Source organism: Pleomorphomonas koreensis DSM 23070, assembly GCF_000425185.1.
Taxonomy (GTDB): domain Bacteria; phylum Pseudomonadota; class Alphaproteobacteria; order Rhizobiales; family Pleomorphomonadaceae; genus Pleomorphomonas; species Pleomorphomonas koreensis.
Window position 1 is genome coordinate 242,141 of the sequence record NZ_AULH01000001.1, and the last position, 15,131, is coordinate 257,271.

The window sequence follows — 15,131 nt, forward strand, 5'->3', positions numbered from 1 at the left end:
TCCTCAGGCGGGCGCGTTGGCGCGGCCGGCCAGTTCCAGCGCCAGCGTACCGAGCACCGCAAGACCGTTGGCGATGTCGTCCGGCGCCGTGTATTCGGCGATGTTGTGGCTGAGGCCGGCGATCGACGGCACGAACACCATGGCGGCCGGGCATATGCGGGCCAGCATCTGGGCGTCGTGGCCGGCGCCCGAGAACATGCGGCGGGTGGTGAGGCCGAGGCTCTTGGCCGTCCGCTCCACCCGGCCGACCAGGTCGCGGTCGAAGGCCACCGGCTCGAAGCGGGCGAGGCGGCGGCGGGTGAAGGAGACGTGCTCCTCCTCGGCGACGCGGGCGACCAGCGCGGCGAGCCGCGCCTCGGCCTCGGCCAGCACCTTTTCCTGTGGGTGACGGAGATCGACGGTCAGTTGCGCCATCTCGGCCACGACGTTGACGAGATTGGGCCTGAGGCGCAGCGAGCCGACGGTGCCGACCATGTCGCCGCCGATCGACCGGGCGATGTCGGCAACGCCGTGGGCGACGCGGGCGGCGGCGAGGCCGGCGTCGCGGCGGAGCCGCATCGGCGTGGCGCCGGCGTGGCTGGCCCGGCCGCTCAGCGTGATCTCGGTCCAGGAAATGCCCTGCACGCCCTCGACGACGCCGATCTCGACGCCCTCGGCCTCCAGCACCGGCCCCTGCTCGATGTGATATTCGAGATAGGCGGCCGCCTGGACGCCGCCGAGCGGCGCGTCGCCGGCGTAGCCGATGTCGGCGAGGTCGTCGCCGAGCCGGGTGCCGTCGATGGAGATGGTGTCGAGCGCTTCCTCAAGCGGCAGGCCGCCGACGTGGACGAGGCTGCCCAGCATGTCCGGCTGGAAGCGGGCGCCCTCCTCGTTGGTGAAGGCGGCGACGGTGACCGGCCGCACCGTGGCGATGCCGGCGTCGTCGAGCGCCTTCAGCACCTCGAGGCCGGCCAGCACGCCGAGATTGCCGTCGTAGATGCCGCCGGTCGCCACCGTGTCGACATGCGAGCCGATCATCACCGACGGCCCGTCCTGGGTGCCCTTGCGGGTGGCGAAGATGTTGCCGATCGGGTCGATCGCCACGGCAAGGCCCTGCTCCCTCATCCAGCCGACCACCAGGTCGCGGCCGGCGCCGTCCTCGGGCGTCAGCGCCAGGCGGCAGACGCCGCCTTCCGGCAGCGCGCCGATCTGGCCGAGCGCCTTGAGACGGCCGATGAGGCGGTCGCCGTTGACGGGAAGGGCGGCAGAATGGTCGGTCATCGCAAAGCTCCAGCGCGGACCGCCTCGCCGGTGCGGCCGACGATGCGGGTATAAAGGTCCGGATCGGTGTCGCCCTCGCTGCCGAACACCAGCACGCGCGCCCCGCCGTCGAGGCGGAGCGCCGCGCGCCAGTCGTCCCGTCCGGCGGCGACGATCAGCCCGGCAAGGCCGGCGACGCCCGATTCGCCGCCGACGATGGTGGCCCCGCCGACGCCCGACGCCAAGAGGCGCATGGTCTGAAGGGCCGCCTCGTCGGGGATGGCCATGAAGGCGCCGGCGCCTTGCTGAAGAATCGGCCAGGCGATCAGCGATGGCTCGCCGCAGGCAAGGCCGGCCATGACGGTGTCGAGATCGCCGGTGACCGTCACCGGCCGGCCAGCCATGGCGCTTTCGTAGAGACAGGCGGCCTTGTCCGGCTCGACGACGGTGATGACCGGCACCTCGGCGCCAAGGGCTTCCCAGAGATGGGCGGTCACCGCCGCCGCGAGGCCGCCGACGCCGCCCTGGACGAAGACGTGGGTGGGCGGTGCGTCGAGGTCGGCGAGCGCTTCGGCCACCATCACCGCATAGCCCTGCATGACGTCGCGCGGAATGTCGGTATAGCCGGGGTAGGAGGTGTCGGAGACCACGAACCAGCCGTTCCCGGCGGCGGCGCGGTCGGCCTCGCGCACCGTATCGTCGTAGTTGCCGGCCGTCCGCACCACCTCGGCGCCGTAGCGGCGGATCGCCTCGGCCCGGCCCTCGGAGACGGTGGCGTGAATGAAGATCACCGCCCGCGCGCCGAACAGTTGCGCGCCCCAGGCGACGGAGCGGCCGTGGTTGCCGTCGGTGGCGCAGCAGACGGTGATGTCGCTGACGGCTTCCTTCAGGCGGCCGGCGGCCAGCGCCGCTTCATCGACCGTGCCATTGCGGCGGCGGAGTTCGGCGGCCAGCAGCCGGAACACCGCATAGGCGCCGCCCAGCGCCTTGAACGAGCCGAGACCGAAGCGGCCGCTCTCATCCTTGTAGTGAAGGCTGGCGATGCCGAGCCGGCCGGCCAGCAGCGGCAGCGATACCAGCGGCGTCGGCGCGTAGCCCGCCCAGGCGGAGACGACGCCAGCCGCCCGGAGGTGGCCGGCCTGCGACAGCGTCGCCTTGAAGGCTTCCGGGTAGGGGCCGGCCCGGTGGCCGGGGTTGGTGAAGAAGGCGGCGCTGGCGGGCGACAAGGCCGGGTCGGCGAACGGGTCGGTCATCGGGTCGGGCTTCCTGTTGCCGGGGCGTCCGGCTTGACAGTCGAGACTATATGAAAGAGAATTTTCATGAAATGGAAAAGATGAAAAAAGAGGCGATTGCCGTCGCGACGGGCGCCAGGCCGGCAGACGACATCGAGGCGCGCATCGCCGCCGCTTTCGACCGGCTAACCGAAAGCGAGAAGCGGCTCGCCGAGGTCGTGCTGGAGACGGGCGGCGACCTCTCGGCCTTCACCGCCGGTGAGCTGGCCGGTCGCGCCGGCGTGTCGGCCGCCACGGCCGCCCGCTTCTTTCGTCGCCTCGGCTACCAGAGCTACGGCGATCTCCGCCGTACCGCCCGCGCCGCCCGCACCTGGGGCTCGCCGCTCTACGAACTGGCGGCCGGCCGGCCGGCCGATTTCGATCGCCATGTCGCCCAGGATATCGAGAACCTGCGGCGCCTGTCGGCCGAACTGCCGCCGGCGACACTGGAGGCCGCCGTGGCGCTGCTCGTCTCGGCCAAACGCCTCAACGTCCTCGGCTTCCGCAATTCGGCGGCGCTCGCCGCCTATGCCCGCGGCCTCCTCGTCCAGGTGCGGCCGGACGTGCGCCTGCTGCCGCTGCCCGGTCAGACGCTGGCCGAGGATCTCGTCGGGCTCGGTCCCGACGACGCGCTGCTGGTGTTCGGCTTCCGCCGCCGGCCGCCGGCCCTGCGCGAAGCGATGGCTGTTGTCCGCGAGGCCGGCGTCCGCATCCTGCTGGTCACCGACGCCTCTGCCACCCGCACCGCGCATCTGGCGAGCGTCACGCTGCGCTGCCCCAACCAGGGCGCCAGCCTGTTCGACAGCTACGTGGCGCCGATGTCGCTGATCGGCCATCTCGCCGCGGCGGTCGCGGCAAGGCTGGGGCAGGGGGCGGAAGACCGCCTCGCGGCGATCGAGGACCTGCATCGCCGCCTCGAACCCTTCGCGCCGTCCGGTCGGCGGGCCTAGAGCATGTCCGGTGAAATCCGGTTCACCGGAAATGCTCCATCCCCGTGTTGAGACGCAATTCCGGACGCCAGACCGGCTCCCGCTTTGGCTGGAATTGCCCTAGCGCATTGGGCTGGAAGGCGGGCGTACCGCGGGAAATTTCAACGCGTCCAGAAGAGGGGGCAGCGGCGGTATTGGCTTTGTCCGGGCATGCGGCGTTTCAGCGCGGCGCATACTTCGGGGATGCTTTCAGGTTTTGGCGCGACTCTTGGTAAAAATCGTGTATACTCGGCACAGGACGAATATGGCGCCTGTCCCGGATCGGGGCGCTCGGCCAACCCTTTGTTAACCTTGGCCGTGCGAGGTTTAAACCCCGGACCTCGGGAGAGAACGAATGGCCTGCCGGCTGCTTGGAGCGGCCTGAAAAGCAGGCTTGAGAGTTTCTTTTTTCATTTGGCCGGTTTGGCGACCGGCGCTCAGAGATCAGGGTCGGACCGATGGTTGTTCTCGCTCTTCTCGCCAGTTTGGCCTATCTCGCCGTCGGGCTCGGCTTCGCCTCCCTGTCGCTGCACGAACTGGTCGCCGGCGGGCGCGGTCGTCCCATCAACCGGCTGCTCGCCTGGTCTGGCATCGTTCTCTGGCTGCCGATGCTTGTTGCGGTTGCCGTCACCGCGCTTGTCCTGGCGGTCCGGCCGACGCGCCGGCCGTTGTCCGCCGCCTCGGCTGATGCCCTTCCGGATGGCCGCCGGACTGTTCGGCAGGCCTGACGGCGACGCCCCGGAAAATCGCCGCGCGGCGGCAAAATCCTTTGCCGGCCGAAGTTTTGCCGCCGGCACGCTTTCGGCTAACCATTTGAAAAGGCGGAAACTTGCCCGGTTTGCAAAAAGCCGCCCTGCCGCCGTAGAAAGCACTTGCATTCATCCGGTGAGTTGGTTAGACACTCCCCAGCGATTGGAGCCGCCGATTTCATCGCGGCGGTGCCCCTGTCGTATTGGCTTGCGCTCGTAGCTCAGCTGGATAGAGCATCAGACTACGAATCTGAGGGTCAGGAGTTCGAATCTCTTCGAGCGCGCCATTTTTCTTCCGAACGTTTGAAGTTGCGACGGGCTCGGCCCGCGACGGCGTTTTCGCTGCGACAGCGCCATTCCGCTCAGCTGCGCTGTTCGCGCGCCGGCATCGGCGATAGTCGCCGGTGCGCTTCCATATAACAAGCGATGGCGCAACACCCGACGACCGGGCGCCGTCCTCAAGATCGGGGCCCGCAGCAAACCGCCCACGGCGAGCCGCCGCGTCACATCATCCCGGTCCCCGAAACTGCGTCCTCAGACGTCCACCACCCGCAAATCGACGCCTTCCTTGCGCAGGGCATCGGCTTCGGCCGGCGAAATACCGCCGTCGGTGATCACATGGTCGAACTCGGTCAGCGAGGCGAGCTTGATCAGGGCGGTCTTCTCGAACTTGGAGCTGTCGATCAGCAGCACCTTGCGGTCGGCGGCGGCCATCAGCGCCCGCTTGGTCTTCACCACCTCTTCCTGCTGGTGATAGGCGGTGAGGCCGAATACGGTCGACGTCGACATGAACAGGATGTTGGCCCTGAGCGAGCCGATGGTCTGTTCGCAGAAATAGCCGAAGAAGGCGTTGAAGCGCGGATTGTAATGGCCGCCGAGGCAGATGGTTTCGATGCCGTGAGCATCCTTCAGCGTGTTGATGATCGACAGGCTGCTGGTGATCACCGTCAGCGGCTTGCAGGTGACGATCTGCGCGGCGAGATGTCCGACCGTGGTCGAATCATCGAGAAGGATCGCCTGACCGGGCTCGATCAGCTCGATCGCCGCCTTGGCGATCGCGTCCTTCTCGTTGTCGGCGAGGCGCGAGCGGTAGAGGATCGTGCTGTCCACCAGATTGGACGATCTCACTGTGACGCCACCATGCACGCGCCGGACGATACCCTGCTCCTCCAGCACCTTGAGATCCCGGTGAACGGTCATCCGGCTGACGCCGAAATGCTCGGCGAGTTCGTCAACCTGGGCGGACCCGATGGGCAACAGGTAGTCGAGCAGAACCTTGCGTCGACCGGCCGGTCCGGCGAAGGCCCGCGTGCTTCGTGTCTCAAGGTCGTCTTGCACAGCGCCACATCCATTGCGAGAAGAAAGTGATCTTGTTCAACATACACGTTTTGTTGCCAAAGTCGCACTAGAATGATGCGATTGTCATCGCTCCTTCGTCGTGCCGCGGCGCATGATATCATGAGTCTCCCACCGCATATCAAGGCGTCATCCGGCGACGATCGCCGGCCGTGGGTGCCGCGCGCGATCCAGACGTGTCCGCGTGGGAGCGCTTCTGGACTTAGCGCTACGCTAGCGGCTGCTTTTGAAGGATAACTTCCCGCTCCCCCGATCGATAGCCTGCCGGGCGGCAATAGCGACCGAAGGGGCTCCTCCGGCAATGGCTGTTCGTCCTGCGTAACGGCGTGTTGCGTGATGTGGCCTTGCCCCTCTGCCACCCCCGCTCGAAACGGATCACTGGCCGTTGCCTGGCCGAAGCGGCGCCGGGGCTGCCTCGGTGAACGCTCCGATGTGACTTCACTGGCCATGAAAGCCAATGACCGCAGGCGGTTGGCAGCTTCCGGCGCGACGCCACATCGGCCGGCCGATCCGGACAATGACGGGCGGCATCGCGCTTTCCGTTTGGTCAAAGGTCAGGGGGATATCCGAAGTTATCACGCCAGGTTAGCAATGTAACATATACGTGGTTTACCTGGATGCTGGCTGTTGTTGCCCGTCGATGGGGGTGATTTCACGGGATCGTCTGTCGGCGTCCGTCACCACCGCCCTGGCGCCGGCGGATGCAAGCACGCATATCGTCCCCAAAAAGGGCGTGGCGAACGCGACGGCTGGAGGTGATCGCACCGGCCGACGGCGAGCGCCGGTTTGTCCTCGCGTCCTTGACCTGACGGAAGCGGGCCGCCTCGCCCATGGTCCTCGGAAGTGGAGATTTTCAGGCGATCTGCCTTGAACTTCAGCCTGTCCGGGTGGTCTGGGAGGGTCGGGCCGCCAGTGTGAAAGGTGGCCTCCCGATGTCGCTGTCCTCGCCGATGCCGGAGAACAGGACGCCTGCCGGCGGGCGGCTTGGGTGGTCGTGGGGGGAAGGCGCGGCGCGCTTTCGCTTTCCGCCGCCGACGCGGACGAGCGGGCTGTCACTGGCGCACCATGCCACCCGTTGAACTGAGTTGCCCGGTGTCCCGCCAGCACAAAATCACATTCGATGATACGTTAATCACACTAAATCGACCCAAAATGGCAATTTTGCGTGAGAAAATGCACTTCTTGTTTGACATCCCGCCGGCCCGGCTGTAACGTATGTAACACGATCTGAGAGCGCTCTGGGAGGAGCGTGCAGATGTCGAGGGACTTCAGGACGGCTGCTGTCGGTTCGATCGCGCGCTGCGATGGCGTCGAGGCGAGTGTCGGGTCTCTCGCGAGGGTCAAGGTCGCCGGAGGGCTTTCCGGCGAGGGGTGGAGAGATCGCGAATGAACAGGATATTCAACGATCCCGATCTGATGGTCGAGGATGCTGTCCGCGGCTATGTCAAGGCGCACAAGGATCTGGTGTCGGTCACCGACAACCCGCGCGTCGTCAAGGTCAATTCGGCGCCCAAGGCCGGCAAGGTCGGCGTGGTCACCGGCGGCGGCTCGGGTCATGAGCCGGCTTTCGTCGGCTACGTCGGCGAGAATATGGTCGACGCCGTGGCCATCGGCGAAATCTTCTCCTCTCCCACCGCCCAGTCGTTCTATGACGCCTTCAAGGCATGCGATGGCGGAGAGGGCGTCGCCTGCCTCTACGGCAACTATGCCGGCGACAACATGAACGTGAAGATGGCGGTGAAGATGGCCGCCAAGGACGGCCTCACCGTCAAGACCGTCGTCGCCAACGACGACGTCGCCTCCGCTCCCAAGGACGAGCTGGCCAAGCGCCGCGGCGTCGCCGGCGAGATCCTGATGTGGAAGGTGGGCGCCGCCCGCGCCGCCGAGGGCGGCAGCCTCGACGAGGTGATCGCCGCCGCCCAGAAGGCGATCGACAACACCCGCTCGATCGGCATCGGTCTGTCGCCCTGCACGCTGGTGGCGGTCGGCCACCCCAACTTCATGATCAAGGACGGCGAGATGGAGGTCGGCATCGGCCACCACGGCGAGCCCGGCGTCTCGGTGATGAAGACCCGTCCGGCGGCCGAAATGGCCGACATGATGCTCGATTACGTGCTGCCCGACCTGCCCTTCGCGGCCGGCGACAAGGTGGCGGTGCTGCTGTCCGGCCTCGGCGCCACGCCGGTCATGGAACTCTACATCCTCTACGACCGCATCGCCGACGTGCTCGGCCAGCGGAACATCGAGATTCGTCACAACTTCGTCGGCAACTACTTCACCTCGCTGGAGATGATGGGCGCCACGCTGACGGTGATGCGGCTCGACGACGAGCTGGACCGGCTGCTCGCCCATCCGGCGCGCTCGGTCGGCCTGGTCAAGTGAGGGGGTGCGTCATGGGTCTTCAGGTGAATGACGCCGGCTTCGTGGTGACCGACCTGATCAAGGCGATCGTCGCTCAGCGCGACCGCCTCAGCGAGATCGACGGCGCCATCGGCGACGGCGACCACGGCGTCAACATGGCCAAGGGCTTCAACCTCTGCGCCCAGGCGCTCGGCACGCCGACGCCCGGCCTGAAGGAGAGCCTCGCCACGCTCGGCAACACGCTGATGGCCGGCATCGGCGGTTCGATGGGGCCGCTCTACGGCACCTTCTTCAACGAGATGGCCGATTCGCTCGATGGCGTGACCGAACTCGACGCGCCCGCCTTCGCCAGGATGGTCCGGGCCGGCCTCGACGGCGTGCTGGACATCGGCGGCGCCAAGCCCGGCGACAAGACGCTGCTCGACACGCTGGTGCCGGCCGTCGAGGCTTTCGAGGCGGCGCTGGCCGCCGGCAAGCCCTACAAGGTCGCGCTCGACGACATGACCGAGGCCGCCCGCCAGGGCCGGGACTCCACCGTCGGCATGATCGCCAGGGTCGGCCGGGCGAGCCGCCTCGGCGAGCGGTCGCGCGGCGTCCTTGATGCCGGCTCGGCGTCCTGCTGCGTCATCCTCGAGACCATGGCGGGCAGCGTCGCGCCGAAGGTGGCGTGAAGGACCGGCCGCCGCCGGCGGCCTTATGGAATCGACAGCCTGGTCGCGCCGCGGGGCGCGACCGATGAGCCGCGTCTCGGCGCGGCCGGAGACCCACGACGGCGGCGGCACGCCGGCAATCGAGACGCGCCGTGTCGGCCTTCTTTCCCCAGGGAGGAAAACATGAACATCGTCAAGCACGCTCACTCCATCTCGCTCGGCGAACTGCCGAAGACCATGGAAGCCGTGGTCGCCTACGCCCCCGGCGACTTCCGCCTCGCCACCGTCGACGTGCCGCGCGCCGGCCCGGACGAGATCATCATCAAGGTCGAGGGCTGCGGCATCTGCGCCGGCGACATCAAGAGCTACGACGGCGCGGCGTCCTTCTGGGGCGATGCCGACCAGCCGGCCTATATCAAGGCGCCGATGATCCCCGGCCATGAGTTCGTCGGCGTCGCCGTCGAGATCGGCGAGAACGTCGCCGCCGAGGGCAAGTACAAGCTGGGCGACCGCCTGGTGTCCGAGCAGATCGTGCCCTGCGGCCATTGCCGCTTCTGCCAGCGCGGCGAATACTGGATGTGCGAGAAGCACGACGTCTACGGCTTCCAGACCAACGTCAACGGCGCCATGGCCGGCTACATGCGCTTCCCCAAGGAATCGCGCACCCACAAGGTGCCGCACGACGTGCCGCTGGAAAAGGCGGTGCTGATCGAGCCCTATGCCTGCTCGGCGCACGCCGTCAACCGCGCCAACGTGCAGTTCGATGACGTGGTGGTGCTGTCGGGCGCCGGCACGCTCGGCCTCGGCATGGTCGGCGCGCTGCGGCTCAAGAATCCCAAGACGCTGATCGTGCTCGACGGCAAGGAGGACCGGCTGGCGCTTGCCAAGCAGTTCGGCGCCGACATGGTGCTCAACCCGTTCAAGGAGGACGTCGACAAGATCGTCAAGGGCCTGACCGACGGCTACGGCTGCGACGTCTACATCGAGGCCACCGGCCATCCGTCGAGCGTGCTGCAGGGCCTGAAGATGATCCGCAAGCTCGGCCGCTTCGTCGAGTTCAGCGTGTTCAGCCACGACGTCACCTGCGACTGGTCGATCATCTCCGACCGCAAGGAACTCGACGTTCTCGGCGCCCACCTCAGCCCCTACGTCTATCCCTTCGTCATCGACGCCATCGCCGACGGCCGCCTGCCGACCGACGGCGTGGTCACCCACAAGCTGCCGCTCAAGGACTATGACGAAGGCTTCAAGATGATGAAGAAGGGCGACAAGTCGCTGAAGATCGTCCTGGTTCCCTGAAGATGAGACCGCGGCGCGCCGGACCGCCGGCGTGCCGCGCCCGATACAGAAGACGCCGGACGGCCGACCTTCGCCGGCCCCCGGCCTCGGGAGCGGCGGCTGCCGCCGCTCCCGCCCGGCCCGGACATGACGGGGCCGACGCGCGAAACTCCCGAAACCGATCTCCCAGCCGTTGCGCCGGGCGCGATCCTGTCGCGCCGCCGCTGGCGGCTGGCTGCGGCCGGACAACATTCCGTCACGGCGGCAGGTCCCCGCCGTCAGGGCACCGCATCCGCTGCAACTGAAGAAGGTGAAACCAACATGGGCGACAAGCTCGCCGGGCTTGCCCGGCATACGATCATCGTTGCCGACTCCGGCGACATCGCCGAGATCAAGTCGGCCCGCGCCGAGGACTGCACCACCAACCCGAGCCTCATCCTGAAGGCGGCGAGCAAGCCCGAATATGCCGCGCTGATGCAGGATGCCGTCGACTATGCCGTGGCGCGGGAGCGCAACGCCGACGCCCGCCTCGAGCTGGCGCTCGACAAGCTGGCCGTCAACTTCGGCGCCGAGCTGTCGCGCATCGTGCCCGGCTACGTCTCGACCGAGGTGGACGCCCGCCTGTCCTTCGACACCGCCGCCACGGTGCGCCGCGCCGAGCGGCTGATCGCCCTCTATCGCGAGGCCGGCGTTGCCCCGAGCCGCATCCTGATCAAGATCGCCGCCACCTGGGAAGGCGTCAAGGCGGCGGCCGAGCTGAAGAACAAGGGCATCGCCTGCAATCTGACGCTGATCTTCGCCAAGGCGCAGGCCGCGCTCTGCGGCGCCGCCGGCGTGTTCCTGATCTCGCCCTTCGTCGGCCGCATCACCGACTGGTACAAGGCGCATGGCGCCGTCGTCACCTCGTCTGAGGACGATCCGGGCGTCCGCTCGGTACGCGAGATCTACGACTATTTCCGCGCCTTCGGCTACAAGACGGTGGTGATGGGCGCCTCCTTCCGCAACACCGACCAGATCCTCGGCCTCGCCGGCTGCGACCGGCTGACCATCAGCCCCGGCCTCATCGACAGCCTGCGGGCCATGGAAGGGCCGGTGGAGCGCCGGCTCGGCGCCAACCCGCCGGCCGCCGACATCCGGCCGCTGCCGCTCGACGAGGCCAGCTTCCGCTGGCAGCTCAACGAGGACGCCATGGCCACCGAGAAGCTCTCCGAGGGCATCCGCGCCTTCGCCAAGGACACCGAGACCCTGCTGGACCTCCTGCGGGCCAGGCTGCCAGCCTGAGCAGGGCCGGAATGCCGCCGACGTGCCGATCAACGGCGCGCCGGCGGGGCGGCCGGATCGTCCGGCGGGGGATGGTCGTCCCATCCTGTCAGGCGATCATGTTACGTTTCGTGACGATCCTGTCCGGGAAGGGATGGGCGCCGCGGGTGAGCAAGGCGATCGAGGTGGCGGGAGATGCTTGCCGCAAGATATTGTTTATGCGGCGATAATCCTGACGTTACGGCTCGGTCGAGGAGTGTTGCGCGGCAAGCGACAAAGCGGACATCGTTATGGTTGCATCGTCGATTGCGACCATAGAACAAAATTTTGATAGATTGAAAACAGATGTCCCGTGTGTTATCGTTCTAATTGTCGCGTGGTTTGAAAAAAGTATCACGAGATCACATCCGGCGGCGGTTTGAGGAGACGTGGCCGCGGGATGGTTGGGAGGGATCGCTCCGGTTCGGGTACGCAGGACGCCGCGGTTGTTCCACGGCGATCGAGGGTGCGTGTTCCGATGCCAGAAGGAGCCGCTCGGTCCGCCGAGTGCCGTTTCGCCCAGCCCGGACGTGATCATCAGAGGATGAGGTTCTGAGGCGATGAGCACTGAGGCGAGCACGACAATCCCAACCAAACAGGCTGGCCTGTCCAAGGCGGCCGGGCCGTCCCGGTCGAACCGGCCGAAGTGGCGGCGCACCGCGCTGATCGGCGGTGTGGTCCTCGTCATCCTGGCCATCGCCGTCGACACCAAGGTGGTGCGGATCGGCTCGTCCGAGGATTTGCGGCAGGCCGGCTTCTCGCCGGCCGCCTATGGCGCCAAGGCCTTTCCCGGCATCAAGCAGGCGATCGAGGAGCGGGCCGTCGAGGCGTCGGTGCTGCAGCAGGCGATCCTCGCCGACAAGGCCGAGGCGACCGCCAAATACGGCATCGCCGGCGGGTCCGGCCCGGTGTTCTCGGTGAAGCTGACGGGTGTCGCCGGCGAGAAGCAGGCGTCCGGCATCTACGAGGTGAAGGTTCCCGACCTCCCCGACGTCAAGATCCGCCTCCAGACCGGCCCGGCCATCAACGGCACCGAACTCCGCGACGCCACCGGCACGGTGCACTTCGGCGCGTTCACCAACCAGATCGAGTACCAGAACGCCGGCTCGGCGCTCAACAACGAGATGAAGAAGACGGTGCTGGAAGCGGTCGACACCAGCGCGCTGGCCGGCAAGACGATCAGCGTCGTCGGCGCCTTCCGGCTGATCAATCCCAAGAGCTGGCTGGTGACGCCGGTTCGCCTGGAGGTCCAATAACGTGGACACGTCCGTCTTTCCCGCTCCCGAAGCCGGCGCGGCCGAGGTCGTGCTGTCGGCCCGCAACGTCGCCAAGGTGTTCGGCAGCATCCAGGCCCTGAAGGGTGTGAACTTCGATGTTCACCGCGGCCAGGTGACGACGCTGTTCGGCGAGAACGGCGCCGGCAAGTCGACGCTGATGAAGATCCTGTCCGGCGTCTACAAGCCGACCTCCGGCGAGATCATCCTCGACGGCGAGACGATCGAATTCGGCTCCTCCACCGAGGCGCGCGACCACGGCATCTCGATCATCCACCAGGAGCTGAGTCTGGCGCCCAACATGACGGTGCGCGACAACATCTTCATGGGCCGCGAGATCCGCACGCCCTACGGCGTCGACTTCGCCGAGGAGGAGCGGCAATGCCGCCTGCTGCTCTCCGAACTGGAGGAGAACATCGACCCGCGCATCAAGGTCGAGGACCTGCGCCTCGGCCAGCAGCAGATCGTCGAGATCGCCCGCGCCCTGTCGGTCAACAGCCGCATCCTGATTATGGACGAGCCGACCTCGGCCCTCTCCGCCTCGGAAGTCGAGGTGCTGTTCAAGGTGATCGGCGACCTCAAGAGCCGTGGCGTCTCCATCGTCTACATCTCGCATCATCTCGAAGAAGCGCTGCAGATCACCGACCACGCCGTGGTGCTGCGCGACGGCAACATGACCGCCTATGCCCCGCGCGCCGACATCGACCTCGAATGGATCGTCCGCAATATGGTCGGCGAGCACTTCAATCTCGGCTCGCCGCCCACCGACTACACCTTCGGCGATGTCGTGCTGGAGGTCGAGGGGGTCACCGTCTGCGATTCCACCGGCAACCAGAGGCTGGTCGACGAACTGTCGCTCAGCGTGCGCGGCGGCGAGATCGTCTGCATCTACGGCCTGATGGGCGCTGGCCGCACCGAACTGCTCGAATGTCTGGCCGGCCGCTTGACGGCCGAGACCGGCAAGGTGCGGCTCTACGGCCGGGAGATCACCCGGGCCAGCATCGCCGACCGCATCGCCGCCGGCCTGGTGCTGGTGCCCGAGGACCGGCAGCGCGACGGCCTGGTGCAGACCATGACCATCGGCCAGAACCTGTCGCTCGCCAACCTGCGGCGTCTCGTCCGCGGCCTGTTCACCTCCCGCCGGCTCGAACGCGACCACATCTCCAACGCCATCCGCCGCACCACCATCAAGGCCGGCTCGCCCGATCACCTGATCGGCTCGCTGTCGGGCGGCAACCAGCAGAAGGTGGTGATCGGCAAGATGTGGTCGACCAACCCCAAGGCGCTCCTGCTCGACGAGCCGAGCCGCGGCATCGACATCGGCGCCAAGGCCGAGGTGTTCCGCCTGCTCGCCGAGGGCGCCCGCGAGGGCCTCGCCGTTCTCTACACGACGTCGGAAGTCGGCGAATGCCTGAGCGTCGCTCATCGCATCATCGTCATGCACAAGGGCAAGATCTCTGCCGAATTCGGTTCTGATGTGACCAAGGCAAGAATCATGGCGGCTTCGGGCGAAGCCGTTGTCCATTAATCGAATGAGCAGGACAACGTCCATGTCGAATACTGATGTCTCGAAACTGGCTCCGGCGGCCGCCAAGCAGAAGATCAACATCGCCGGCCTTCTGATTGAGGGGCGCGCCTTCGCCGCCTTGCTGGTGATCATCGTCTTCTTCTCGCTGATGTCGCCGAACTACCTGACGGTCAGCAACCTCCTGATCATGTCGTCGCACGTCGCCATCTACGGCATCCTGGCCATCGGCATGCTCTTGGTCATCCTCACCGGCGGCATCGACCTGTCGGTCGGCTCGGTGCTGGGCCTCGCCGGCATCGTCGCCGGCTTCCTGATGCAGGGCGTCACCTTCAATTCGATGGGCATCATCCTCTACCCGCCGGTCTGGGCGGTGGTGGTGATGACGCTGGCCTTCGGCGCCTTCCTCGGCTCGATCACCGGCGTACTGGTCGCCTACATGCGCGTTCCGGCCTTCGTGGCGACGCTCGGCATCCTCTACGTCGCCCGCGGCATCGCGCTCCTGATCACCAACGGCCTCACCTACAACAACCTCGGCGGCAACGACACCTACGGCAACACCGGCTTCGACTGGCTCGGCTTCAACCGGCTGTTCGGCATCCCGGTCAGCGTCGTGGTGCTGGCCATCCTGGCGGCGGTGTTCGGCATCATGCTGGCCCGCAGCGCCTTCGGCCGCTGGATCTACGCCACCGGCGGCAATCAGCGCGCCGCCGAGCTGTCGGGCGTGCCGGTTCCCTTCGTCCATGTCTGCGTCTACGCCCTGTCCGGCATGCTGGCCTCGGTCGCCGGCCTGGTGCTGTCCTCGCAGCTCACCTCGGCCGGTCCGACGGCCGGCTTCACCTACGAGATGATTGCCATCGCCGCGGTGGTGATCGGCGGCGCCTCGCTGAACGGCGGCCGCGGCAACGTCCGCGGCACCATGCTCGGCGCCTTCGTCATCGGCTTCCTGTCCGACGGCCTGGTGATCATCGGCGTCTCCGCCTACTGGCAGACCGTGTTCACCGGCGCCGTCATCGTGCTCGCCGTGCTGCTCAACAGCCTCCAGTACGGTGGCAAGCGGTTCTGAAACGGCAATCCATTCAAGCCCTTCTCTGTACCAGGCCGGAGGAACATCGTCTGGTGCGGAAAGCCTCGCCGTCTGTCCGGCGCGTTGATCAACCA

General features: G+C 67.1%; 12 protein-coding genes and 1 tRNA gene. 9 read left to right on the top strand and 4 right to left on the bottom strand.

Annotation, left to right across the window (positions count from 1 at the left end; translation table 11 throughout):
* Positions 1 to 3: 3 nt before the first annotated feature.
* On the bottom strand, positions 4 to 1,260 hold the full coding sequence (locus H512_RS27285) for a Zn-dependent hydrolase (RefSeq protein ID WP_026781944.1): 1,257 nt from the start codon (positions 1,258 to 1,260) through the stop codon (positions 4 to 6).
* Positions 1,257 to 2,492: a diaminopropionate ammonia-lyase gene (locus tag H512_RS27290; protein WP_053239444.1), complete on the bottom strand. Its 1,236-nt coding sequence runs from the start codon at positions 2,490 to 2,492 to the stop codon at positions 1,257 to 1,259. Before H512_RS27290 ends, H512_RS27285 begins: the two co-directional genes overlap by 4 nt.
* Before the next feature lie 71 nt (positions 2,493 to 2,563).
* Between H512_RS27290 and H512_RS0101035 the strand changes: the two genes are divergently transcribed.
* Positions 2,564 to 3,460, top strand: a complete 897-nt coding sequence (locus H512_RS0101035; protein WP_053239445.1) for a MurR/RpiR family transcriptional regulator — start codon at positions 2,564 to 2,566, stop codon at positions 3,458 to 3,460.
* Between the two features lie 455 nt (positions 3,461 to 3,915).
* Here H512_RS0101035 and H512_RS26810 read toward each other — a convergent pair whose 3' ends face one another.
* Positions 3,916 to 4,356: a hypothetical protein gene (locus H512_RS26810; protein WP_156899276.1), complete on the bottom strand. Its 441-nt coding sequence runs from the start codon at positions 4,354 to 4,356 to the stop codon at positions 3,916 to 3,918.
* Between the two features lie 81 nt (positions 4,357 to 4,437).
* On the opposite strand from H512_RS26810, the gene H512_RS0101045 reads away from it, so the two are divergent.
* Positions 4,438 to 4,514: transfer RNA gene (locus tag H512_RS0101045), tRNA-Arg, on the top strand.
* Between the two features lie 247 nt (positions 4,515 to 4,761).
* Here the strand turns inward: H512_RS0101045 and H512_RS0101050 are convergent.
* A complete protein-coding gene (locus H512_RS0101050) occupies positions 4,762 to 5,565 on the bottom strand; it encodes a DeoR/GlpR family DNA-binding transcription regulator (protein ID WP_053239446.1) in 804 nt (267 codons plus the stop codon).
* Between the two features lie 1,404 nt (positions 5,566 to 6,969).
* On the opposite strand from H512_RS0101050, the gene H512_RS0101060 reads away from it, so the two are divergent.
* From H512_RS0101060 to H512_RS0101090, 7 genes are all read left to right on the top strand, one after another.
* Positions 6,970 to 7,965 (top strand): dihydroxyacetone kinase subunit DhaK, encoded by a 996-nt coding sequence (locus H512_RS0101060; protein WP_026781948.1) that lies wholly within the window; start codon positions 6,970 to 6,972, stop codon positions 7,963 to 7,965.
* A gap of 11 nt (positions 7,966 to 7,976) precedes the next feature.
* The gene (gene dhaL / locus H512_RS0101065; protein ID WP_026781949.1) at positions 7,977 to 8,615 is read left to right on the top strand and encodes a dihydroxyacetone kinase subunit DhaL; all 639 of its coding nucleotides are present in this window, start codon (positions 7,977 to 7,979) and stop codon (positions 8,613 to 8,615) included.
* A 162-nt stretch (positions 8,616 to 8,777) separates the two neighbouring features.
* On the top strand, positions 8,778 to 9,893 hold the full coding sequence (locus H512_RS0101070; protein ID WP_053239447.1) for an alcohol dehydrogenase catalytic domain-containing protein: 1,116 nt from the start codon (positions 8,778 to 8,780) through the stop codon (positions 9,891 to 9,893).
* Between the two features lie 300 nt (positions 9,894 to 10,193).
* Positions 10,194 to 11,153, top strand: a complete 960-nt coding sequence (tal, locus tag H512_RS0101075) for a transaldolase (RefSeq protein WP_026781951.1) — start codon at positions 10,194 to 10,196, stop codon at positions 11,151 to 11,153.
* Between the two features lie 578 nt (positions 11,154 to 11,731).
* Positions 11,732 to 12,427 carry a DUF2291 family protein gene (locus tag H512_RS0101080; protein ID WP_084798236.1) on the top strand — a complete coding sequence of 232 codons (696 nt, stop codon included), beginning with the start codon at positions 11,732 to 11,734 and terminating at the stop codon, positions 12,425 to 12,427.
* Position 12,428: 1 nt separating this feature from the next.
* Positions 12,429 to 13,973: a sugar ABC transporter ATP-binding protein gene (locus H512_RS0101085; RefSeq protein WP_026781953.1), complete on the top strand. Its 1,545-nt coding sequence runs from the start codon at positions 12,429 to 12,431 to the stop codon at positions 13,971 to 13,973.
* Positions 13,974 to 13,995: 22 nt separating this feature from the next.
* A complete protein-coding gene (locus H512_RS0101090; protein ID WP_084798237.1) occupies positions 13,996 to 15,036 on the top strand; it encodes an ABC transporter permease subunit in 1,041 nt (346 codons plus the stop codon).
* Positions 15,037 to 15,131: the final 95 nt, after the last annotated feature.

Coding starts and splice junctions, on each gene's coding strand:
- H512_RS0101035 (WP_053239445.1), top strand. CDS start 2,564: ATGGAAAAGATGAAAAAAGAGGCGATTGCCGTCGCGACGGGCGCCAGG.
- H512_RS0101070 (WP_053239447.1), top strand. CDS start 8,778: ATGAACATCGTCAAGCACGCTCACTCCATCTCGCTCGGCGAACTGCCG.
- H512_RS26810 (WP_156899276.1), bottom strand. CDS start 4,356: ATGCAAGTGCTTTCTACGGCGGCAGGGCGGCTTTTTGCAAACCGGGCA.
- H512_RS0101090 (WP_084798237.1), top strand. CDS start 13,996: ATGTCGAATACTGATGTCTCGAAACTGGCTCCGGCGGCCGCCAAGCAG.
- H512_RS27285 (WP_026781944.1), bottom strand. CDS start 1,260: ATGACCGACCATTCTGCCGCCCTTCCCGTCAACGGCGACCGCCTCATC.
- tal (WP_026781951.1), top strand. CDS start 10,194: ATGGGCGACAAGCTCGCCGGGCTTGCCCGGCATACGATCATCGTTGCC.
- H512_RS27290 (WP_053239444.1), bottom strand. CDS start 2,492: ATGACCGACCCGTTCGCCGACCCGGCCTTGTCGCCCGCCAGCGCCGCC.
- dhaL (WP_026781949.1), top strand. CDS start 7,977: ATGGGTCTTCAGGTGAATGACGCCGGCTTCGTGGTGACCGACCTGATC.
- H512_RS0101060 (WP_026781948.1), top strand. CDS start 6,970: ATGAACAGGATATTCAACGATCCCGATCTGATGGTCGAGGATGCTGTC.
- H512_RS0101080 (WP_084798236.1), top strand. CDS start 11,732: ATGAGCACTGAGGCGAGCACGACAATCCCAACCAAACAGGCTGGCCTG.